Below are 22,248 nucleotides of genomic sequence, written 5' to 3'. Positions count from 1 at the left end.
CCACGATAAAGGCGAAAGGGTCCTTCCGTAGCGGGTGTTGAGGACTTGGATCCGGGTGCGGGGCGGCTGTCCTGGGACGCACCCCGATGGCATATGCCGATGTCATGAAAGGGGGAGACGTGGCGGGCCGGGAATAAGCGGAGTGTTGCTCCGGTTGGGCTGGGCGTCGCGCGGGGAATACGAATCCCGCGGCGGGACGAACCAGACGCAGCGCCAACCAGGGAGGCGGACCACCGTGGCCGACGAGCGGGACGACATCATCCGGGCCGAGCCCAAGGGCAGCGCGCCGGTGCCGCTGTCCGTACTGGACCTGGCGACCGTCGGCAGCGGCCGCACCGCCCGGCAGGCGCTGGGCACCACGGTCGAACTGGCACGGCTCGCCGAGCGCCGGGGCTTCCACCGCTTCTGGGTGGCCGAGCACCACTCGATGCCCGGAGTGGCCAGCTCCTCCCCGGCCGTCATCCTGGCCCACCTCGCGGCCCACACCGAGCGGATCCGCCTCGGCTCCGGCGGCGTCATGCTGCCCAACCACGCCCCCTTGGTGATCGCCGAGCAGTTCGGCACGCTGGAGGCCCTCGCCCCCCGTCGCGTCGACCTCGGCCTCGGGCGGGCGCCCGGCACGGACGGCGCGACCGCCGCCGCGCTGCGCCGCTCGGACCGCCTGCGGGAGGGGGCGGACGACTTCCCGCAGCAGCTCGCCGAGCTGACGCGGTTCCTGGACGACGACTTCCCCGACGGCCACCCCTACGCCCGGATCCACGCCGTCCCCGGGCCGGTCCAGGGCCGGGTCCCCGGCGGGGTGCAGCGGGCCGACCGGCCCTCCGTCTGGCTGCTCGGCTCCTCCGGGTTCAGCGCCCGGCTCGCCGGAGCGCTCGGTCTGCCCTTCTCCTTCGCGCACCACTTCTCCGCGGCGAACACCGTCCCCGCGCTCCAGCTCTACCGCGACTCCTTCCGGCCCTCCGAGGTCCTCGACCGCCCGTACGCCAAGATCGGCGTCCAGGCGTTCGCCGCCGACGACCCGAAGGAGGCCCGCCGCCAGGTCCTCACCGGCGCCCTCGCGATGCTGCGGCTGCGCACGGGCCGGCCCGGGCTGGTCCCGACGCCGGAGGAGGCCGAGGCGTACGACTTCGGCGCGGCCGAGGCGCAATTCGTCGACGACTGGCTGCGCGACGTCGTCTTCGGCACCCCGGACGAGGTCCGCGCGGGCCTGAACGCCCTGGTCGAGCGGACGGGTGCGGACGAATTGATGATCACGTCCAATGCGCATACGCCGGGGGTGCGGCTGCGGAGTTATGAACTGATCGCGGATGCGTATGGGTTGCCGGACGGGCTGATTCGGACGACCTCAGCCAATTCAAGCCCGTCCGGCGCTTGAGGACGCCGCCGCGCAGCGGCGGTGCGGACGCCGTCCGGCGCAGCGGCTGACGGCCCGTCTCGCCGCCTGCGGCGGCATGGCGCCCTGCGGGCGCGTCCTCAATCTCCCCCAGCTACCGCTGGGAGGTACCCCCAGGGGCTTGATGTGGCTGGGCTCAGCCTCAACCAGCCCGTCCGGCGCTTGAGGACGAAAACCTCAAGGCCGCACACCCGTGCGCAGCAGCGCCGAGATGCGATCGGCCGGTACGGGGCGGGAGTAGAACCAGCCCTGGCCGGTGTCGCAGCCGATTCGGCCCAGCCGTTCCGCCTGTTCCGCGCTCTCCACGCATTCCGCCGTCACCGTGAGCCCGAGCCGGTGGGCGAGCTGGACGAGTGCCTCCACGATCGTCTCGTCGGCAGGGTTGGGGTGTTCGTCCGAGCGGAAGCCGTGGACGAACGAGCCGTCGAGTTTGAGGGTGGAGACCGGGAGCCGGCTGAGGTAGGCGAGGTTGGAATAGCCGGTGCCGAAATCGTCGATGGCGATGGCCACGCCCATGTCGCTGAGCTGCTGGAGCTGTTGCAACGGGCGGCCCGCCGAGCCCATCAGCGCGGACTCGGTCAGCTCCAGCTGGAGCAGGTGCGGTGGCAGCCCGGTCTCGGCGAGGATCCGGGCCACGTCCGTGACCAGGTCGGAGTCCCACACCTGGCGCACCGCCACATTGACGCTGACCACGAGCGGTTCCTCGGGGTGGTCGAGCTGCCAGCGGCGGGCCTGGCGGCAGGCCGTCGCGAGGATCCAGCGGCCGAGCGGCACGATCGCCCCCGTCTCCTCCGCCAGGCCGATGAACCGGTTGGGGGCGAGGGTGCCGAACTGCGGGTGGCGCCAGCGCACCAGCGCCTCCACCCCGCGCACGACCCCGTCGTCGAGCCCCACCAGTGGCTGGTACTGCAGGACGAACTCGTCGCGCTCGACGGCGGGCCGCAGGGTGCTGGAGAGGGCCTGGCGGGTCATCCGGTGGGCGTTGCGCTCCGGGTCGAAGAGCGTCCAGCGGGCCTTTCCGTCCGCCTTCGCCCAGTAGAGGGTGGTGTCCGCGGCCTGCATCAGTTCCGTCGCGTGCGTACCGGCGGCCGGGCGTTCGACGACGCCGATGCTCGCCGACACCGACAGCCGCTGCCCGGCCACGTCGAACGGCCGCTGCAGCGCCGTCTGTACGGCCGCGGCGAGGGTGACGAGCTGCTCGGTGCCCGTGGACTCCTCGACCAGCAGCGCGAACTCGTCGCCGCCGAGCCGGGCCACCAGATGGCCGTCGGGCGCCGCGCATTCGCTCAGCCGCTTGGCCACCAGTCCCAGCAGCCGGTCGCCGGCCCGGTGGCCGAGGGTGTCGTTGACGGCCTTGAAGCCGTCCAGGTCGAGGTAGCACAGCCCGATCCGGCCGCCGCCGTCCCGGGCCGGGGCGCCCGTGGTGAGCGCCGCGGCCAGCCGCTCGAAGAACAGGCTCCGGTTGGGCAGGTGGGTGACCGGGTCGTGCATCCGCAAGTGCCGCAGCCGGGCCCGCAGATCCCGCCGGTCGCTGATGTCGGTGACCGACAGCAGCGTCTCGCGGCTGTCGGGCAGTTGGGTGAGGGTCACCTCGGCCCACACCCCCTGGCCGCCGCGGTGTCTGAGGCGCCGGGTGCAGTGCAGCCGGTCGCGGCGGCCGAGGAGCACCTCGCGGTACTCGCTCCAGGTGCGGGCGTCCTCGCGCAGGCCGGTGAAGTCGGCCGCGGGGGAGTCGGCCAGCCGGGCGGGATCGGTGCCGAGCAGCGCGCCGAGCGCGTCATTGGCGGTGCGGACGAGCCCGTCGCGGCCGACGACGGCCATGCCCAGCCGCGCGGCATGGAAGGCGGCACGGAAATCACTCGAAGGTACGTTACGTTGCGTGACGACTGGAGGCGTTGAACCGGGCGTGCCGCCCTGGCCGTCGAGGGTTCCGCTCACCGCTCGCTCCCACGTGGCATTCATTCCGCACTGGTTTCGTTTGGTTCTCGTGGATCTCGTACGCGTGGTCGAAAACGCGGCATATGACCGCCCTGTCGGGGGTATCCCGTGCTGGAAATGTGGCGATCATAGGGCTCGCGCAAGGACCGTTCCAGCGGCCCTGCCGCGAGCGCCCGAACCGCCGTCTCTGGTTTGTCCGTTTTTGCATGACCGTGCGCGCTCGTGCCTGAGTCCGGGTGGCCGCGTCTTCTCGATTGACCGTCAGTGACTGAGTGTGATGTACCCAGAAGTCGGCTTAGTCACTCGACTGGGGTAGCGGAACAGGGCATATCACCACAAACAATCAGAGGGTGGGTGAGGTGTCCCGAATCCGTCTCCGGAGGTCGACGTGGTGCGTCCGCAGACACCCATGGGAGTGGACCGGCAGCCCCGCTGGCGCCGTGCCGGAGCCGTGGTCACCTCGCTGTGCGCGATCGCCGCCACGACCGTCGTCGCCGGACCGGCGCACGCGGCGGGGCCCGGCGGCCCGTGCGCGCTCCCCCGCAGCCAGGCCCACCACTCCGAGGGCCTCGACAGCTGGAACCCGGCCTACCCCCGCCCCATCGGCCATCTCGACGCCGTAATGGTCTTCCTCTCCTTTCCCGGCTCCCGACCCCGCACCACCCCGGCCCAGCTCGCGGCCGACCACTTCCCCGGCACCTCGCGCTTCTTCCAACGGGCCTCCTACGGGCGCTTCTCGCTGCACCACCACCCCCTGAACCGCTGGGTGCGCATGCCGCGGCCGGCCGCCGCGTACCGGATACAGCGCGACTGGGACGGCGAACGACGCGCCGCCTATCTGCGCGACGCCATCGCCGCGGCCGACCGCACGGTGGACTTCGCCCGCTACGACCTCGTCTACCTCGTCGCCGACCCCGACGCCCCGGGCGTCGACTCCGACGCGACGAAGGTCGTCAACCTCGACCGGCCCGCCCGCGTCGACGGCACCGTGCTGCGCCGCATCGTCACCGTCTTCGAGCACCACCCGCCGGACCGCAACGTCCTCGCCCACGAGACCGGGCACGTCCTGGACCTGCCCGACCTCTACCACCGGCCCACGGACGGCAAGGGCGACTGGGACACCCACGTCGGGGACTGGGATCTCATGGGCAGCCAGTTCGGGCTCGCCTCGGACCCCTTCGGCTGGCACAAGTGGAAGCTGGGCTGGCTCACCTCCCGGCACGTCCGCTGCGTCCGGAGCGCCGGCAGCAGCCTGCACGCGCTGCACGCCCTGGAGGTCCCGATGCGGCCCGGCATCGACGCCAGGACCCGGATGATCGTGGTCCGCACCGGTGAGACGAGCGCCATCGTCATCGAGGCGCGCGGCGCCTCCGGCAACGACGCCGGGGCCTGCTCCGAAGGTGTGCTGGTCTACCGGGTGCTCAGTGACACCGCCTCCGGCGGCGGGCCCGTCCAGGTGCTGGACGGGCACCCCGACAGCCAGGCCTGCTGGGGCGAGTCCGTCTACCCGCCGCTCGCGGACGCGCCACTGCGGGAGGGGGAGTCCCTCTCGACCGGCCCGGACGGAGTGCGGGTGGAGGTGCGGGGGCGAACGGCCGACGGGGCGTGGACGGTGGCGGTGGAACGCGCATGAGAGACCCGGGGCGGCCCGGCCCCGGACACGACGAAGGCCCTCACCATCGGTGAGGGCCTTCGTCTGTCGGTGCGCCGCCAGGGACTCGAACCCCGGACCCGCTGATTAAGAGTCAGCTGCTCTAACCAACTGAGCTAGCGGCGCCTGCTGACGTGGAAGACTTTAGCACCCTGTTCCGGCGGAACGAAAATCGATAAACCCGCCGCCCGGCGCGGGCCCGGCCCCCGGGCGTTCAGAACGGCGCGGGCGCGGGCACGGGGGCCGACGGGCCGGCGGAAGGGGCCTGGGCACCGCCCTGACCTGCGGACTCGGTCGCCGCCCCCTCGCGGGCGGCCCGTACGCACGCCCACAGCAGGACCTCCGGGCCCGGCAGCCACGGGTGCCGCACCTCGGGGGCCACCAGCCAGCGGGAGCCGGGGGCCGTGGGCTCCTCCTCGCCCGGCGGGTAGAGCGGGGGAGCGGTCACCGCGTCGCCCTTGCCGTGGCACAGCAGGGGCGGCACCGCACGGGACCACTCCTCCCAGGCGAGCAGCGCGGGCAGCCGCTGGGCGGTGCCGGGGGCGGCGAACAGCAGCAGCCGGCCGCGCTGCGCGGCGACCGGGCCGGAGCCCGGCCCCGCGGTCCATAAGCGGTCCAGCAGCCGGCGGCCGAACAGCGCCGGCGCGCTGATCACGTCGAACGCCCTGCCGCAGGGCAGCACCACCGGTGCGCTCGGCTGATCGCACCACAGGGCGTGGATGCTCTGCGGAAAGGGGCTGGCCGAGGCGAGCCAGTCGGCCCCGGCGAGGGTGACGTAGGCGGCGGTCGGCCGGTGGGGGGAGGGGAACGCGGCGGGAGAGGGGTGGGCAGGGGGCGGGGAAAGGGGGCCGAGGAGGTGCGGACGGGCGGGGCGCGGGTCATGCGGCCAGGAGTTCATGGGTCCTATATTCAGCGCCATCTCCGGGCCCGCCGCCAGTAGTTGCCCGAACCCGGGACAAGCCGACGGGAGGTGCGCTACTTTGTGCGCCGCATATGCCAACGGCCCATGATCGGGGACCATGGGCCGTCGTGGCCACCGGTGCGGTCAGTCGGCCACTCTGCCGCTGCGCAGCAGGTCACGGCCGAATTCGACCATCTTCTCCGTGTAGTCCTCGCTCCACTCGGCGCGCGCCGCGATCACCGCGGTGGGCAGCCGGTCGAAGCGCCGGGGGTCGGCGAGCTGAGCGGCGGCCACCGCCTGGAACTCCATCGCCCGGTCGGCCGCCGCGCGGAAGGCCAGCGCCAGCTCGGTGGAGCGGGCCAGCAGCTCGCGCGGGTCCTCGATCGACTCCAGATCGAAGAAATGCTCGGCGTCCGCGACGGCCTCGGGCGGCTCGAAGAGCAGCTGCGCGGGCTTCAGGCGGCGCGGCCCACCAGCACCGCGCGCGTCGGGAGCCGACTGCGGCTCGCACATGTACATACCTCCAGGATCGTCTCCACCGCCATCCATTGTCCTGCGCCGCGCAAGTACGCCCACGGGCTAGGGGTTCCAGCCCCCGGCCGGGTGCCTCCGGCGGATCTTCGGCTACGGGCCGGTCTTGGCCGCCTCTCGCCTGGCCGGCGGCTCTTTGGCTCCGGGCCGTCGTTGCCGCCTGCGGCGGCCTCAGCGCCCTGCGGGCGCGTCCTCAAACGCCGGACGGGCTGGTTTTGGCTGGCCTCAGCCGCGACAAGCCCGGGCGGGCTGATGGGACAGGCTCAGCCAGTCAGCCCGTCCGGCGCTTGAGGACGCCGCCATGCGGCGTGTCGGGTGCCGCAATTTTCCGCCGGCCGGCCTGCGGCCGCGCGTTTCCTTCCCCAGCTACCGCTGGGAGGTACCCCCAGGGGCTGGAATTGGCTGAGGCCGACCCAGTCAGCCCGTCCGGCGTTTGAGGACGCGCCCGCAGGGCGCCTGCCGCCGCAGGCGGCGAGACGGGCCGTCAGCCGAAGAACCGACGGCGCGCGCGTGCGCACGCCAAGGCCGCCGCCAGGCGACCCGGCGGGGGATGCCCGTAGCGCGGGTCAAGGCCGCCAGGCCACCCGGTGGTCGGACCAGTGGTCCCAGGTGGACATCATCGCTTCCCAGCCGTCGGGGAACTTCACCGTCACCCCCAGCTGCACGGGCTCCGTCGACGGATGTTCGTCCAGCAGCCGCTCGACGCCCGCCCGGCACACCACGATGCACGCGTGCCGGTGCCGGGAGGCCAGCACGCACAGCCGGCCCGTCTCCAGGTGGAACGCCGTCGCGTCCGGGCGGCCCGACAGCGGGTGCAGCATGACCGTCACGTCGAACTCCCGGCCCTGCAGCCGGTTCGCCGTGTCCACCGTGACGCCGGACACCCCCAGGCCCGCGAGCGCGGTCCGGACGGCCGCGGCCTGGTCGCGGTGGGCCGTGCCCACCGCGATCCGGTCCGCCGTGAGCGGCACCGGGACCGGTGACCGTTCGCTCGTCGCGACCCCGCCGCGGTCCAGCAGCCGCCGGACCACCAGCGCCACCGCGCCGACCGCCTCCGGATCCGTGCGCGGCGTGTGGCGGGCGGGCAGCTCCAGCAGGCCCCAGCCCGACTCGGCCGCCTCGTCCAGCACACGGTCCGGGCCGGAACCGTCCGAGGGGACGCCGAAGGCCAGCCGCCGGTCGCCGTGACCGGTGCCGCTGCGGAAGGGCGTGTACGGGTAGAAGGCGTCCGAGACGAGCGGCGCCGCGGACGCGGGCAGCCGCCAGGACACCGGCAGCCGGTGCTGGGGCAGCTCGGGGTTGTGCGCCAGCAGCGTGGTCACCGCGCTGGCGGACGGGTCGTACGACAGCCCCGCCCACTGGGCCGAGCCGTCCGCGCCCACCACGCTGAACGGATCCAGCTGGCCGGGGTCGCCGACGAACAGCGCCCGCTCGAACAGCCCGGCCACCGCCAGCAGCGCGTCCGAGCGCATCTGATACGCCTCGTCCACGATCGCGTGGCCCCACGGCTCGGTGACCTTGGTGTGGGCCCACTTGGCGGCCGTGGAGACGACGATGTCCAGCCCCGCCAGCTCAGCGACCTTCGCGGACGTCACGACGGAGCCGAGGGCGTCGAGCGCCGGGTCGTAGGGGGCGTCACCGCCGTGCAGCCGGCCGACGGGCAGCTCCGGGTCCTGCTCGGCCAGCCGCAGCACCAGATCGTCGACCTGGGCGTTGGTCTGCGCGACGATCATCAGGGGCCGGCCGGCGGCGGCCAGCTCGCGCGCGGCCCGTACGACCAGCGTCGACTTGCCCGCGCCCGGGGGCGAGTCCACGACCACACCGCGGTGCGGGCTGTGCAGGGTGTCCCGCAGGATCGCGTCCGTCGCGGCGGTGGCCGCCGCCGCGGGGTCGAACGAGGCCGTACGGGGGGCTCGCAGGGTCACGGGGCCACCCACCGGGCAGGGGCGGGCGACAGCCGGTACTCGGTCACAGAAGGTCCTCCGCGGTCACCGGATCGGGGCCGTCCGCCGCGGCGCCCGGCGGGCCGCCGTGCGTCCAGGGCGTCCGCTCGGGGTCGGGCAGCTCCGGGCCGCCCCGGGGAGCGTGCTCGAACAGAGTCCAGCACACCCGGTCGCCGGGGACGGGCACCGACCCCGGGTCGGGGACCTTCCCCCGGCCCATGCCGCCCGTCAGCCGAAGGGTCAGCGCGCCCGCCGCGTGGGCGACGCACTCGGCCGACTGCGTCTTGCCGTCCGCCAGCACTCGGTGCGCCTTCGCCCCCTCGGCGAGGTGCGGGCCGTCGTCGGTGCGGACCGTGACCAAAGGGCGCGGACGCGGGATCTTCGCCTCCGAATACTCCATGACCACCTCGGTGACCTCGCCCGCGAAGGCCTCGCCGGCCAGCCGCCGCCCCGCCATGACCAGCGGGTCGTCCAGCGCCTCCTGGGCGTCCAGCTGCGCCTGCGCGGTCTCCCGCGCCGCCAGCTTGCGGGCCGCCGTCACCGCGTCGTCCCGCTTGGGCTGCGGCGGCTCACCGGCCCGCACCCGGTCGCGGTGCGCGGTGTACGACCAGCGGTCCCGCTTCCACCGCTCACCCACCCTGGCCCCCTCCGGGAGGGCGCGCAGCAGGTCCACGCCGCGCCACACCGCGTCCCAGGTGGGGCGCAGCTGCGAGGTGAGGAGGGCACCGATCTCGCGCTCGGCGCCGGCCAGCGCTTCCCGGGCGGCCGCCCGGTACGGGCCCGCCGCCAGGACGTCCGCGCGGGCCCGGTCGTAGCGGGCGACGGCGGGCGCCAGCCGCTTGTTGTCGAACACCGGGTCGGTCGAGGGGCCGGCGGGCGGGCAGTACAGCAGCCCGTCCGGGCCGCGCCCCAGCTCCGCCCGGACGGCCGCCTCCGCGCCCGTCTCCCCCGCCGGGGGGTCGATCCAGGCGAGCAGCGCGCCCAGATGCTGGTCCTCCAGATGGGACTGGCCCGTCGCCCAGTGACGGCTCAGCAACTGCGTCATCGGCAGCAGCAGCGACGAGCCGGGCACCCGGGCCCGCTCGCCGAAGTGCGTCAGCCAGCGGCCGAGCAGCGGAACCCGCGGGGGAGCGGGGTAGGGGGTGTCCGGGTCCTGCTCGGCGGTACGGCGGAACCGCATGGACCGCCCCAGCAGCCGCACGTACGCGACACCCGCACCGGCGGGCACCAGGATCTGCGGGGCGTCCGCGCACAGCTCGACGTCGACCGGGACCTTCTTGCCCGTCTCCGGGTCGGTCTCCTTGCGCTGCTCCAGCACGACGTCGTCGGCGAACGACTCGAGGTACGGCAGCACGGCCTCGGCCAGTTCGGCGAGGAACGCGGACCGCAGATCCCGGTCGCGGGGCTGCGCCACCATCAGCAACCGCGGTGCGTCCCGCTCGGTCCCGACCAGCGCGCCCAGCGGCGCCCCCGCCTCGCCGGCGGTCGTCAGCGGTACGAACACGAGCGGCCGCTCGGCGACGTGCCGGTGCCGCACGGTCGCCATCGGCCGGGCCCGCCCCTCCTGTACGGCCTCCAGCCGCGCCAACGTGGTGATCAGCGACATGCGGCCTCCGTACGGGTGCGCCGGACCGCCACGGCGGGCGTGGCGTGGGCGGGTGCGCCTCGGGCGGGCGTACGAGCGGGGCGCGCGGGCGCCGGGCGGATCACGACGCGCCCCCGGCGGCCAGTGCTTCCGCGCGCAGCGTCGCCGCGCGACGCAGCGCGGCGACGGTGGGGTCGGCGGGGTCGCCCGTCTCCCCGCGGGCGGCGGTCAGGACCGCGCCGACGGTGGTCAGCGCGCCCAGCTCGCCGCGCACCGCACGGCCCAGGGTCTCCACCGCGCCGGCCTCCCGGGCCCGTGCCCGGCAGTGGAACGCCAGCTCGCACGCGGCCAGGCACTCCGGGGCGTAGGCGGCGTGGACCGATTCGACGGCGGTCGCCAGCTCGGCGACGGGCCGCGTCGCGGTCCGGCCGTCGTCGGCCAGCCGCAGATCGAACGTGATGTCGGCGGGCAGCGCGGCGGCGATGTCCTCGACGCGGGTCAGCCGGGCCAGCTGACGGCGGGTGGTGGCGAGTTGCTTGCGGACGTCGACCAGCTCGGCGGCGGGAAGGTTGGAGAAGTCCTTGGGGCAGACCAGCAGGATGTGATGACGCACCCGGGCCCGGCCGTCGGCCGGGGCCTCCTCGGGATGGCTGCGGGCCGCACCGTCCACGACGGCGGGGTGCCGGTTCGCCGGGGCGTCCGGGCGGGCGTGGGCCGGGGGCTCGCCGCCCGTGTCGTCCTGGTGGCCGGGCGACCGTGCGGCGGCGTGGTCCCCCTCGCCCGGACGGGCCTCGGGCCGGGTGCTCGTGTGGTCCTGAGCGGCCGGCATCCGGTTCGCGGTACGCGGCCGGGCGGTTTGGCCGAAGTCGACGCCGCTCGTCTCGTCCTCACCGCCGGGCGGCCGGCCCGGGGTGGCCGCGTAGGCGTGGGCGCCGGACTCGCCGGCCGTGTCGGCACCGTGCACCGGGAGCGTTTCGGGCGCGGTGTCCCTGTCACCGTGACGGCTGGGCGGCAGGTCCGCGAGGGCCGGCCGGGCGTCCGGGCCGGTGCGGGTGGCGGGCCCGTCACCCGGTTCGTCCTGGGGGCCCGGCGGACGCGCCTCCACACCGGCCTCGTCGCCCCGCCCGGAGGGCACGGGCAGGCGCCCCGCCACGTCCTCCAAGGCCAGGGCGTACACCGCCGCCTGCCGGGCCGCCGCGCCGACCTTCGCCGTGTCGGCGGAGCCGTCGATCATCGCGAACGACTTGATCTCCACGACCGTCCAGCTGCCGTCGGGGTGGACGACCACCGCGTCCGGTTCGAGATAGACCGGGGTACCGGCGACCTGGAGCGCCAGCAAGGGGTGGTCCAACAGCGTCCACCGGCCGGCGGCCGTGGCGTCGCGCAGGGCCAGGGCCGTACGGGCCGTACGGCCCTCGGGCCCGACGGCCGACAGATCGGGGGCCGGGGCGGGCTCGGGGCCGGGCTCCCCCGATTCCTCGCCCAGCCGCTCCCGCAGCAACCGGATCAGCTCCGCGCCGCCGTCGTCCTTGACGCGGGCCTCGAAGGCGTTGCCCCGGACGAAGGCGAACTGCGACTGCCCGAAGGTGGCCGGTGACCCCAGGGCCCGGGCCAGCGCGCCCTTGTCGACCCCGGCGCCGTCGAGCAGCGCCCGGCGGTGACAGCCGGGGTTGGCGGCCAGCGCCGCGAGGGCGCGGGCATCGAGCGGGTGCGGTGGGACGGCCGGGCCGCGCAGGTCAGCGAGCCGCTGCCGCAGCCCCGCCGGGGTGGCTGTCGGCCGCCCCGCCGTGGGCCGGCTGTCGAGGGATCTGGTCACTGGCGTCCGCCTCGCGATGTCTCTCCGGCGCCCCCGGACGGGCCTCCGGGGCCCCTGCTCCGGAGGGCGCCGACCGGGGAAGCGCTGTACCCGCCGAAGTCTCGCATCCGCCACTGACACGCGCGGGCGTCTCACCGGTTTCCGCGCCGGCCGTGGCCCGGGAGCGGCCCGGGAGGAACCGGTCGGCGAGCCGCAGGACGGGACGGGCCAGCAGGAAGCCGACGCCCATCACGGCGACGCCCGCCACGGCGTCCAGGAAGTAGTGGTTGGCGGTGCCCATCACGATGATCGTGATGGCCAGCGGGTAGGCCACGCCCGCGATCCGCGCCCAGGTCGTGCGGCCGTAGCGCCACAGCACGACGCCGCACCACAGGGCCCAGCCGACGTGCAGGCTGGGCATGGCCGCGTACTGGTTGGTCATTCCGCCGAGCCCGCGCGGTGCGCTGGCCTCACCGCCCCACCAGCCGTACGACCCGTACTGGGCCATCGTGTCGACGAAGCCGTAGCCGGGGTCGAGCAGCCGGGGCGGGCAGGTCGGCAGCAGGGTGAAGCCGATCAGCCCGATGAGGGTGGAGACCATCAGCCACGTCCGCAGCGGACGGTAGTCCGCCGGGCGGCGCTTGAAGAGCCACACGAGCAGCGCGGGGGTCAGCAGGTAGTGCAGCGACGCGTAGGCGAAGTCGGCCGGTATGCCGAGGGAGGCGTGCTCCGTGAACAACCGGTTGAGTGGGTGTTCGAAATTTATTCGAAACGTTTTTTCAAGATCGAGAATTGCCAGGCCGTGGTCGACGGCTGATTGCACGTCGCCCCGGACCAGGAGCCGCCCCGCCGAATACACCGCGTAGACCACGGCGATCAGCGGCAGCTCGGTCCACCAGCGCGGCCGCTTCCCGAGTGGTGCGGTGCGGTACATCCGGACGCTCTCCATTTGTTCAGGCGGCCAACAAGCGCGCATGCCACCGTACGGTCTACGGCCCTCGGCTCGCACACCGCCCCGTGGCTTCCCGGCTGCACCGTGTTCGCCCGCTGTTGTGCGGTGGTCTACGGGTTGTAAGGGGGGAGACGCCGGAATTCCCCACAGGGTTGCCTGTGAAAGGGGTGAGCGATGATGGGGGTGGGGCGAGCGAGCGTGTCGTTCTGTCGCCAAAATCACCGAAATCTTATGAAGGGGGCCCCTCCATGGCACCGCGCATCCTGCTGGCCCGGCACGGACAGACGGAGTGGTCGCTCTCCGGCAAGCACACCGGCCGTACGGACATCCCGCTCCTCGACGAGGGGCGGCGCGGGGCCAAGCTGCTCGGCGAGCGGCTGCACCGCGAGCCGTGGGCCGCGCTGCCGGGCGTCGAGGTCCGCACCAGCCCGTTGGTGCGCGCGAAGGAGACCTGCGAGCTGGCCGGCTTCGGCGACCGCGCCACGCCGTGGGACGCGCTGATGGAGTTCCACTACGGCGCGTACGAGGGCATGACCCCGGACGAGATCAAGGCGGCGCGGCCGGGCTGGGTCATCTGGCGTGACGGCGTCCCCGAGGGCGAGACCCTGGCGGAGGTCGGGGCCCGGGCGGACGAGGTCGTGGAATGGGCCCGCTCGGCCGACCGCGACGTGCTGATCTTCGCCCACGGTCACATCCTGCGCGTCATCGGCGCGCGCTGGCTCGGCCTCGACGTCTCCTTCGCCGGCCGCATCCGCCTCGACCCGACGTCACTGTCCATCCTCGGCTGGGCGTACGGGGCTCCGGCGATCGAGCGGTGGAACGATACGGGGCACCTCGCGTAGCGGTGGGGGGTTGGGGGCTGTCTTTGCCGCCTCTCGCCTGGCCGGCGGTTCTTCGGCTACGGGCCGGTTTGTGCCGCCTGTGGCGGCGAGCCTCTCGCCTGGCCGGCGGCTCTTCGGCTGCGGGCCGTCTTGGCCGCCTGCGGCGGCAAGCGCCTCTTGCCTGGGCGGCGGCTCTTCGGCTGCGGGCCGTCTCCGCCGCCTGCGGCGGCAAGCGCCCTGCGGGCGCGTCCTCAATCGCCGGACGGGCTTGATTTGGCTGGGCTCGGCCGCATTCAGCCCCGGACGGGCTGATGCGCCCGGCCTCGCCATCAAGCCCGGAGGGCTTGGATTGGCTGGGCTCAGCCGAATCCGGCCTGGACGGGCTGATGGGGGCGGCCTCAGCCCCATCAAGCCCGTCCGGCGATTGAGGACAACCGCCGCGCAGCGGTGGTGCGGATGGCGCCGCCCAGGGAGCGCTACGCCCGGCGCGCAGCCGCCCGGCGGGCGCGTCCTCAAGCCCGTCCGGCGATTGAGGACATAGCCCATCGAGCCCGTCCGGTGATGAGGACACCGCCGCGCAGCGGTGGTGCGGGACGGTGTCCGTAGCGCGGGAAGCCCACGGAGTGAATCGTTACGCCCGGCGCGCAGCCGCCCGGCGGGTGAGGAAGGATGCCACGGCCGGGTCGTGTTCGTAGGAGCGCAGCAGGCGGGCCGTGGTGGCGAGCATCGCGTGGATGCGGGAGGAGCGGACCTGGTCGAGGAGGTCCAGGACGCGTTCGCCCGCCGCCACCGCCTCGTCCGGGCGGCCGGCGCGGGCCAGGTCGCCCGCGAGCTGCGCGGTGAAGAGGGCCGTGTTGCGGGCGAAGTGCGAGTCCTGGAGGAAGACCGCCTGCCGGGCGTGTTCCACCGCGCGCGGCCAGTCGCCGAGCACCGACCAGCACTGCGCCTCCAGCCCCTCCAGTTCCGCTTCGCCGAAGAACGTCATCCACTCCGGGTCCGTCGTCCCGGCGCCCTTCCCGAACAGCGTTCGCGCCCGCAGCAGCGCCGCCTCGCACGCCGGCCGGTCGCCGAGCCCGGCCCAGCCGCCCGCCTCGCGGAGCGTCAGCAGGGACATCAGCCGCGTCGAAGAGAGTTTCCGCCCAGCCCGCTGCGCGGCCTGTGCCGCGCGGACGGCCTCCCTCGGCCGGCCCGCGTCGCGCGCGAGGAAGGCGGTGTTGCAGAACGCGTGTGCCTCCAGGGCCGCGTCCCCGGCGACGCGTGCGGTGGCGAGGGCCTCCGCGTAGTGCGAGCGGGCGTCGGCGAACCGGCCCGAGTCGTGGGCCAGCCAGCCGACCGAGATGGCCAGTTCGCCCGCGCTCGCGTGCAGCCGGTCCGCGACCGACTGCCGCCGGGTGCCCGCGTCGAGCAGTTCGTACGCCACCCGCAGGGGCTGCGCGGCGCGTCGGTAGAGGCCGTCCCCGCCGTGCCGGTCGTCGAGGACCCGGATGCGCCGCACCGCCCGTTCGACGGCCTGGGCCTCGGCCTCGCCCACGCGGCGGGGCGGGCGGCCGCCGGGGATGCCCAGCGAGGCGGTGGCCATCGCGGCCGTGCCGCTGGTCATGAACGCGCGACGCAACACGTCGCTCTCCTTGGTGCTGTCCGACCGGTGCCGGTCGAAGGGGTTGTCCAGGTGGAACTGGTGGTCGTGGTGCGGTTGTTCATCGAAGGGACTGTCGGTGAGGTCGTCTTCGGGGGCGGCCGAGGGGGCGGAAACGCGGGTCGCTTCGGGGATCTCGGATTGCGGGGACGGCGTACGTCCCCCACCGCGCGCCCCCCGTCCGCGTACCGCGTCCCGTGGCGCGAAGCCCATGTCCACGGGCTCGCGGCCGGGGAACATGTGCCGGAACACCCGTTCGTAGGCGTAGTTGGGGCAACGGATCTCCCCGGATTCGACACGCCCGATGTAGCGCGCGTCGCAGGAGACGTGTTCGCCGATCTCACGGGCCGCACGCCGTACGGCCGCCGCGAACTCGCCAGGTGAGCGGTGTCCTCGCAACTGCCGGAAGGCGGTGTTCGGACGAGGTGACGAGGATGCGTGGGACGACGCCATGGCCGGACCCTCTCCCTGGCGAATGCCGCCCCGGGTGCGAGCCGGGGCGGACGGCTGTACTTGCCTTTGCGGCATGAAAACCGTACCGGCTGTGAGCTGTTCACTACGCTCGGTTTGGCTACAAAACGGATATCTCACGCACCATCCGCCATGAACTGCCATCCTTTGCGGCGGCTGTGCGCCGTAGCCGTTGACGCGCCGGGGCGTTGAAATCCTTGGAGTGCGCTCGACGCGGAGTGCCCACGGCGGAGGAGGCGTTTCCCTTGGTGGAGGCCGGAGTGGACATCGGTGGTTCGCGTACGACGGCGCTGCACCGCCCGCGCCAGGACCGCAGCCCGTTCCCGTACCCGCCCGTGACGTTCGACGACGCCGGCCCGTGCGATCTCGTCACCGTCCCCGCCCGCCAGGGCCTGGAAGCGGTCGACATCCTTCGGCTGCGCGACGGTGTGGGCCCCGTCCTGCACGACGGGACCTGCGACACCCTCGGCTTCCTCGTGCCGCCCGGCACGGCTGCCATTTGGGACGTACCGGGCAGTTCCTGTACGCAGACCTACGGCCGTCTGCCCCTGGGCTTCGCCGAGCCCCCCGTCACCGGCACGGGCTGGCTGGTGCCGCCGGATGTGGCCTTCACCGCCTCCACCGACCCCGTCGTCCTGCGGGCCGCGCTCGGTGAGGCGGCCCGCACGATCGCGGCGGTCGACCGCTGCCGTTAGTGTCGGACGGGCTTGAATCAAGCCCGTCCGGCGCTTGAGAACACGGCACAGCAGCCCGTCCGGCGTTTGAGGACACAGCACGGCAGCCCGTGCGGCGGTGCCGCACGGCGCGGGCGATACTGGGCACGTGGCGAAGGGCAAGCAGAAGCAAGGGCGCGGGCGCGCGGTGGAGCCGGTGTCGGCGCAGGTGGCGGGGGGTCTGGCGGAGCTGGTGCCCGACCGGGACCGGCCGCGTGGGCGGACCCTTCTGATCGACGGGGCCCCGCAGTCCCACGTGGACCTCGACGACCCCGCGTACCTCGACTTCGCCTATCAGCGGCGCCTCGGCCACATCGCCGACCTCGTGGCGCCGCCCGGCAAGCCCATCCAGGCGCTGCACCTGGGCGGCGGGGCCTTCACCCTTGCCCGGTACGTCGCCGCGACCCGCCCCCGCTCGACCCAGCAGATCTTCGAGATCGACGCGCCGCTCGTCCAGTTCGTCCGGACCGAGCTGCCCCTGGACGGAGGCTGGCGCGTCCGGGTGCGCGGCGGTGACGCCCGGGAGGGGCTCGCCAAGGTGCCGGACGGGTGGGCGGACCTGATCATCGCCGATGTCTTCAGCGGTGCCCGCACCCCCGCGCACCTGACCAGCGTGGAGTTCACCGGCGAGGTGCGCCGGGCCCTGCGCCCGGGCGGTTTCTACGCCGCGAACCTCGCCGACGGACCGCCGCTCGCCCATCTGAAGGGTCAGATCGCGACCGCGGCGGCCGTCTTCCCCGAGCTGTGCCTGACGGCCGATCCGGCGGTGCTGCGCGGGCGGCGCTTCGGCAACGCCGTGCTGCTGGCCGGTGACCGGGAGCTGCCCGTCGCCGAGCTGACCCGGCGGGCCGCGTCCGACCCGCATCAGGGGCGGGTCGAACACGGCCGCGCGCTGGCCGACTTCACGGGCGGCGCGGCACCGGTCACCGATGCCGCCGCCCGGCCCTCACCGGCGCCGCCGCCCGACGCCTTCGCGTAACGCGGATCAGAACGGCGGGAGTTGCCCGCTCCGGGCCACCTGGGCGTACCACCGGGCGCTGGATTTGGGCGTACGGGCCTGGGTGGCGTAGTCGACGTACACCGCGCCGAAACGCTTGCTGTAGCCGTAGGCCCACTCGAAGTTGTCCAGCAGCGACCAGAGGAAGTAGCCCCGCACGTCCGCGCCGTCGGCGATGGCCCGCCGCACCGCTTCGAGGTGCGCGTGCAGATAGGCGATGCGCTCCGGGTCGTGCACCACCCCCTCGCCGTCCGGCTTGTCGTCGTACGCGGCCCCGTTCTCGGTGACGACGAGCGGCAGTCCGGGGGCCTCGCGGGCGAAGCGGGTCAGCAGGTCGTACAGGCCGGAGGGATCGACGGTCCAGTCCATCGCCGTGCGTTTGCCGGGCGGTTGGTGGAAGGCCACGCGGTCCGCCCCGGGCCAGGGCGACCGCTCGCCGCCCCCGTGGCCGTCCGCGCGCGGGGGGCGGCTGTCAGTGGTGCCTGATACCACTGTGGGTGCGTAGTAGTTGATGCCCAGCGCGTCGAGGGGGTGCTTGATGGTGTCCGGGTCGCCGTCGTACACGAACGACCAGTCGGTGATGCCCGCCGTGTCGGTCAGCAGGTCCTCGGGGTACGCGCCGTGGAGCATGGGGTCGGTGAAGATACGCGTGGCCAGGGCGTCGACGCGGCGTGCCGCGTCCACGTCCTCGGGGGCGTCGGTGCGGGCCCTGACGGCGCTGGGGTTGAGGGCGACGGACAGCCGCGCCCGGGCGGGCAGGGCCGCGCGCAGTGCCGCCGCGCCGAGGCCGTGCGCCAGGTTCAGATGGTGCGCGGCCCGCAGCGCCGCGACCTCGTCCGTACGGCCCGGGGCGTGCACCCCCGAGCCGTAGCCCAGAAAGGCGCTGCACCAGGGTTCGTTGAGGGTCGTCCACAGCTCGACCCGGTCGCCCAGTGCCTCGGCGACGAGGTGGGCGTAGTCGGCGAAGCGGTGCGCGGTCTCGCGCTCGGGCCAGCCGCCGGCCGCCTCAAGTTCCTGCGGCAGGTCCCAGTGGTAGAGCGTCAGCATGGGCTGGATGCCGTGCGCGAGGAGGTCGTCGACGAGGGCGCGGTAGAAGTCGAGACCGCGGCGGGAGGCCGGGCCCCGGCCGGTGGGCTGCACGCGTGGCCAGGAGACGGAGAAGCGGTACGCGCCGAGCCCCAGCTCCGCCATCAGTGCCACGTCCTCGTGGTGGCGGTGGTAGTGGTCGGTGGCGGTGTCCCCGGTGTCCCCGCCGAGGACCTTGCCGGGGACGCGGGCGAAGACGTCCCAGATGGAGGGGGTGCGGCCGCCTTCCCGCGCGGCGCCCTCGATCTGGTACGCGGCGGTGGCCGCGCCCCAGAGGAAGCCGGGCGGGAAGTTCACCGACGGGGAGGAGGGAGAGGGGGAGGGCGGAGGGGTCATGGAACGCTCCCGAGGTGGGGGAAGGGAGGACGGGGCAGGGGCCGGGCCGTCAGCCCTTGACGGCGCCCTGCATGATGCCGCCGACGATCTGCCTGCCGAACAGCGTGAATGCCAGCAGCAGCGGCAGCGTGCCCAGCAGCGCACCGGCCATGATCACGGCCTGGTCGGGCACATAGCCGCGGCCCAGCCCGGTGAGGGCCACCTGCACGGTCGGGTTCTCCTGGGTCAGCGCGATGATCGGCCAGAAGAAGTCGTTCCACGCCTGGACGAAGGAGAGCATTCCCAGCACCGCCATCGCCGGCCGGGCGGCGGGGAAGACGATGTGCCACACGACGCGCCAGCCGCTCGCGCCGTCGACGCGGGCCGCCTCGATCAGCTCGGTGGGCAGCGCCTCCACGAGGTACTGCCGCATGAAGAAGACCCCGAAGGCGCTGACGAGTGTGGGCAGCACCACCGACTGCAGCCGGTCGGTCCACCCCAGCTCGGCGACGACCAGGAAGAGGGGGACCACACCGAGCTGCGGCGGAATCATCATCGTGCCGATCGTCAGCATCAGCAGGGCGCTCTTGAAGCGGAAACGCAGCTTGGCGAAGGCGAAACCGGCCATGGTGCAGAAGAGCACGGTGCCCAGTGCGACGGCGCCCGCCACCAGCACGGTGTTGAACAGCGCGAGGCCCATGTTGGCGTCGGTCCACGCCGTGCCCAGGTTCCGGGCCAGATCGCTGCCGAACCACAACGGCGGCGGGGTCCGGGCGAGCCGGGAGCTGTCCCGCGAGGCGGCGACCGCCGTCCACACCAGGGGGAACAGCGAGCCGGCGGTGAAGAGCGCCAGCACCGCGTAGGCGACGGGTCCGCCGTGCGCGTGCCGTCCCGCGCGCCGGGTGCCGGCCCGCGGCCCCCGTTCCGGCCGGGCGGCCGGGACGGGCGCGGGAGCCGGCGGGTCGGTCGTCGTGGTGGTCGTCACGGCAGCCCCTCAATGACTCGTGCGCAGCCACCGCGCGATGGTCACGTTGACCGCGGCGATCAGCAGCAGGATCAGGAACATCGTCCAGGCGACGGCACAGGCGCGCCCGAGGTGGAAGGAGTACCAGCCCTGCTCGTAGAGGTAGAGGCCCAGGGTCTGGAACTGGTGGGAGGCGCCGCCCTTCTGGCCCCCGGCCCCGCCGAACAGCAGCGGCTCGCCGAAGAGCTGTGTCGCCCCGATCGTCGAGACCACGACCGTGAAGAGGATCGTCGGTCGCAGCGCGGGCACGGTGACGTGCCGGAACTGCTGCCACCGGGAGGCGCCGTCGAGGGCCGCCGATTCGTAGCGGTCGGCGGGCACGGCCCGCATGGCGGCCAGATAGATCAGCGCGTTGTAGCCCGTCCACCGCCAGATCACGATCGAGGAGACCGCGAACCGCGAGGTCCAGGTGCCGCTCTGCCAGTCGACCGGGTCGATCCCCACCGCGCCCAGGGCCCAGTTGACCATCCCGTAGTCGCGCCCGTAGAGCAGCACGAAGACGAGCGTCGCGGCGGCGACCGAGGTGGCGTACGGGGTGAGCAGTGCCACGCGCCAGAAGTTCGCGGCCCGCAGCCGGTAGTGCAGCAGCTGCGCCAGGCCCAGGGCCATCAGCAGCTGGGGGACGGTCGACAGCACCCCGATGGTGAAGGTGTTGCCCAGCGCGTTCCAGAAGAAGTCGTCGTCCAGCAGCCGGGTGTAGTTGCGCGCCCCCACCCACTTCATGTCGTCCGGGGCGGCCAGCTCCACGCGGTGCAGCGAGGCCCAGCCCGTATAGAGGAGGGGGAAGAGACCGAACGCGCCGAAGAAGAGGAAGAACGGCGCGACGAAGGCGTACGGGCTGTAGCGGACGTCCCACCGGTAGAGCCGGCTGCGCAGCCGGGCCGCCCGGTCGCGGCCGGGGCCGCGGTCCGGGCACCGCGGCGACGGGCCGTCCGCGTCCCCGCCCGTGCCCGGGGCCGCGGTGGCGGTCGTGGTCATTCGTCCACCGCGTTCTCGATCTCCTTCTGCGTCGCCCGCCAGGCCGCGCGCGGGGACCTGCCCTGCTGGTCGATCTGGAGCAGCCCGACGTCGGTGAAGGCGGCGCCGATCTGCTGCTCGTGCGGGCCGATCACCAAGGTGGGGATGCCCTTGGCCGCCGCCGCGAAGATCCGCCCGGTCGGGGCGCCGCCGAAGTAGGGGTGCCGGGCGTCCCTGACCTGCGGCATGTCGTACGAGGAGGGGGTGGAGGGGATGCTCGCCTGCCGGTCGAAGAGCGTGGCCTGCTGGGCGGGCGCGGTCAGCCACACCGCGAGCCTGACCGCCTCCGCCTTGTGCCGGGCCGCCTTCGGTACGCCGATGAAGGATCCGCCCCAGTTGGCGGGGCGGGGCGCGGCGGCCACGTCCCACTTGCCCCTGCCCGCCGCGCCCGCCTTCTCCTTGATGTAGCCGAGCATCCACGGCGGGCAGGCGACGGTGGCGAAGCGGCCGTTCGCGTACGCCTGGTCCCATGGCTTCTCGAACTGCTTGAGCCGTGCGGTCAGTCCGCCCCGCGCCGCCTGCACCGCCAGGTCCCAGGACGCCTTGACGGCCGGGCTGGTCGCGTGGATGTCCTTGCCGTGCCGGTCGTAGTAGCGCTCGGGGTAGGCGTGGATCGACGCGTTGTAGATCCCGGCCGCCGAGTCGGTGAAGACCGTGCCGGCCGGTGCCCGCTTCTTGTACGCCTTGCCGGTGTCGATGTACTTCTGCCAGTCACCGGCCCACAGCCTGCCGACCGCCTCCCGGTCCGTGGGCAGTCCGGCCTTGGCGAAGAGGTCCTTCCGGTAGCACACGGCGATCGGTCCGATGTCCGTGCCGAGCCCGACCGTCCGCCCCGCGCGGTCCGTGGCCTGCCGCCACTTCCAGTCCAGCCAGTCGCCCCTGCGCACCCCCGCCGCCTTCGACAGGTCCTCGAACTTGCCGGACAGTGTCGTGGCCACCTCGTTGATGTTGGCGACCTCCACGGCCTGGATGTCGGCGAGCCCGCCGCCCGCCGCGAGATGGGTCAGCAGCTGCGGGTAGTAGGTGTCGTTGCGCTCGATCACGCTCTCCTTGATCGTGACGTCCGGGTGCAGCCGCTCGTACTCCGCGTAGAGCCCGGCCTGCTTGTAGCCGAAGACCCCGAAGGTGCCGATCGTGATCGTGGTCTTCCCGCCGCCCCCGCCCCCGGTGGCGCCCCCGGTGCCGCTCGCGGCGGTGCCGCCGTCCCGGGCGCAGCCACCGAGGAGCGCCGCGCCGAGCACGGCGACGGCCGCCAGGACGTGTCCGCGAAGCCGCGTCGTCCGCCGCCGGTGGGTGCCCGTGCTGCCGCGCAATTGCGTCCTCCTGATGCCGCCGACGGAACTGGTGGTGCGTCAGGGCCGGTTTCCCGGCGGAGGCGGGGCGGCCGCGCCGCCTCCCGCTCATTGAAGGGCCGCGCGTGTCGTCGGCGCCGCCCCTACCCGAAAGGGTGAGGGCGTGTCTCGTCGAAGTCACCGGGAT

Annotated in this window: 16 protein-coding genes, 1 tRNA gene and 2 pseudogenes; 5 read left to right on the top strand and 14 right to left on the bottom strand. The window is 73.7% G+C overall.

Features of this window, described 5'->3' with window-relative positions; genetic code table 11:
• Positions 1-235 precede the first annotated feature (235 nt).
• A complete protein-coding gene (locus ACZ6MA_RS04285; RefSeq protein WP_469430904.1) occupies positions 236-1,375 on the top strand; it encodes an LLM class flavin-dependent oxidoreductase in 1,140 nt (379 codons plus the stop codon).
• Positions 1,376-1,570: 195 nt separating this feature from the next.
• Here the strand turns inward: ACZ6MA_RS04285 and ACZ6MA_RS04280 are convergent, their stop codons facing one another.
• Positions 1,571-3,355 (bottom strand): putative bifunctional diguanylate cyclase/phosphodiesterase, encoded by a 1,785-nt coding sequence (locus ACZ6MA_RS04280; protein ID WP_469430903.1) that lies wholly within the window; start codon positions 3,353-3,355, stop codon positions 1,571-1,573.
• A 385-nt stretch (positions 3,356-3,740) separates the two neighbouring features.
• Between ACZ6MA_RS04280 and ACZ6MA_RS04275 the strand changes: the two genes are divergently transcribed.
• The gene (locus tag ACZ6MA_RS04275; RefSeq protein WP_469431200.1) at positions 3,741-4,964 is read left to right on the top strand and encodes a M6 family metalloprotease domain-containing protein; all 1,224 of its coding nucleotides are present in this window, start codon (positions 3,741-3,743) and stop codon (positions 4,962-4,964) included.
• A gap of 70 nt (positions 4,965-5,034) precedes the next feature.
• On the opposite strand, the gene ACZ6MA_RS04270 is transcribed toward ACZ6MA_RS04275, so the two are convergent.
• From ACZ6MA_RS04270 to ACZ6MA_RS04235, 8 genes and pseudogenes are all read right to left on the bottom strand, one after another.
• Positions 5,035-5,108: transfer RNA gene (locus ACZ6MA_RS04270), tRNA-Lys, on the bottom strand.
• Positions 5,109-5,196: 88 nt separating this feature from the next.
• Positions 5,197-5,880, bottom strand: coding sequence for a bifunctional DNA primase/polymerase (locus tag ACZ6MA_RS04265; protein ID WP_469430901.1), 684 nt, complete (start codon positions 5,878-5,880; stop codon positions 5,197-5,199).
• Between the two features lie 147 nt (positions 5,881-6,027).
• Positions 6,028-6,396: a hypothetical protein gene (locus ACZ6MA_RS04260; RefSeq protein WP_469430899.1), complete on the bottom strand. Its 369-nt coding sequence runs from the start codon at positions 6,394-6,396 to the stop codon at positions 6,028-6,030.
• 584 nt (positions 6,397-6,980) lie between these two features.
• Positions 6,981-8,339: an AAA domain-containing protein gene (locus ACZ6MA_RS04255; protein WP_469430898.1), complete on the bottom strand. Its 1,359-nt coding sequence runs from the start codon at positions 8,337-8,339 to the stop codon at positions 6,981-6,983.
• Positions 8,340-8,382: 43 nt separating this feature from the next.
• Positions 8,383-9,963 (bottom strand): hypothetical protein, encoded by a 1,581-nt coding sequence (locus ACZ6MA_RS04250; protein WP_469430897.1) that lies wholly within the window; start codon positions 9,961-9,963, stop codon positions 8,383-8,385.
• Positions 9,964-10,063: 100 nt separating this feature from the next.
• Positions 10,064-10,561 (bottom strand): annotated as a pseudogene (locus ACZ6MA_RS04245) (hypothetical protein); the annotation flags it as partial.
• A gap of 522 nt (positions 10,562-11,083) precedes the next feature.
• Positions 11,084-11,758 (bottom strand): annotated as a pseudogene (locus tag ACZ6MA_RS04240) (hypothetical protein); the annotation flags it as partial.
• The gene (locus tag ACZ6MA_RS04235) at positions 11,679-12,671 is read right to left on the bottom strand and encodes a phosphatase PAP2 family protein (protein ID WP_469430895.1); all 993 of its coding nucleotides are present in this window, start codon (positions 12,669-12,671) and stop codon (positions 11,679-11,681) included. The pseudogene ACZ6MA_RS04240 and the gene ACZ6MA_RS04235, both read right to left, overlap by 80 nt.
• Positions 12,672-12,937: 266 nt before the next feature.
• Between ACZ6MA_RS04235 and ACZ6MA_RS04230 the strand changes: the two genes are divergently transcribed.
• A complete protein-coding gene (locus ACZ6MA_RS04230) occupies positions 12,938-13,531 on the top strand; it encodes a histidine phosphatase family protein (RefSeq protein WP_469430893.1) in 594 nt (197 codons plus the stop codon).
• A 610-nt stretch (positions 13,532-14,141) separates the two neighbouring features.
• On the opposite strand, the gene ACZ6MA_RS04225 is transcribed toward ACZ6MA_RS04230, so the two are convergent.
• Complete coding sequence (locus ACZ6MA_RS04225) at positions 14,142-15,599, bottom strand: tetratricopeptide repeat protein (RefSeq protein WP_469430891.1); 1,458 nt, start codon at positions 15,597-15,599, stop codon at positions 14,142-14,144.
• Positions 15,600-15,865: 266 nt separating this feature from the next.
• On the opposite strand from ACZ6MA_RS04225, the gene ACZ6MA_RS04220 reads away from it, so the two are divergent.
• Together ACZ6MA_RS04220 and ACZ6MA_RS04215 are read left to right on the top strand one after the other, a co-directional pair.
• On the top strand, positions 15,866-16,312 hold the full coding sequence (locus tag ACZ6MA_RS04220; RefSeq protein WP_469431199.1) for a hypothetical protein: 447 nt from the start codon (positions 15,866-15,868) through the stop codon (positions 16,310-16,312).
• A 127-nt stretch (positions 16,313-16,439) separates the two neighbouring features.
• Positions 16,440-17,309, top strand: coding sequence for a spermidine synthase (locus ACZ6MA_RS04215; RefSeq protein ID WP_469430890.1), 870 nt, complete (start codon positions 16,440-16,442; stop codon positions 17,307-17,309).
• A 6-nt stretch (positions 17,310-17,315) separates the two neighbouring features.
• Here ACZ6MA_RS04215 and ACZ6MA_RS04210 read toward each other — a convergent pair whose 3' ends face one another.
• Genes ACZ6MA_RS04210 through ACZ6MA_RS04195 form a run of 4 tightly spaced genes read right to left on the bottom strand, consistent with a single transcriptional unit; the run spans position 17,316 to position 22,082 of the window.
• A complete protein-coding gene (locus tag ACZ6MA_RS04210; RefSeq protein ID WP_469430888.1) occupies positions 17,316-18,749 on the bottom strand; it encodes a GH1 family beta-glucosidase in 1,434 nt (477 codons plus the stop codon).
• A 49-nt stretch (positions 18,750-18,798) separates the two neighbouring features.
• On the bottom strand, positions 18,799-19,713 hold the full coding sequence (locus ACZ6MA_RS04205) for a carbohydrate ABC transporter permease (protein WP_469430886.1): 915 nt from the start codon (positions 19,711-19,713) through the stop codon (positions 18,799-18,801).
• A gap of 9 nt (positions 19,714-19,722) precedes the next feature.
• Positions 19,723-20,730: a carbohydrate ABC transporter permease gene (locus ACZ6MA_RS04200; protein WP_469430884.1), complete on the bottom strand. Its 1,008-nt coding sequence runs from the start codon at positions 20,728-20,730 to the stop codon at positions 19,723-19,725.
• Complete coding sequence (locus ACZ6MA_RS04195; protein WP_469430882.1) at positions 20,727-22,082, bottom strand: ABC transporter substrate-binding protein; 1,356 nt, start codon at positions 22,080-22,082, stop codon at positions 20,727-20,729. The genes ACZ6MA_RS04200 and ACZ6MA_RS04195 overlap by 4 nt, the downstream gene beginning before the upstream one ends.
• Positions 22,083-22,248 lie beyond the last annotated feature (166 nt).

It is taken from the genome of Streptomyces sp. NPDC042259 (genome assembly GCF_055582085.1).
This window is presented reverse-complemented; position numbering and strand designations above follow the sequence as displayed.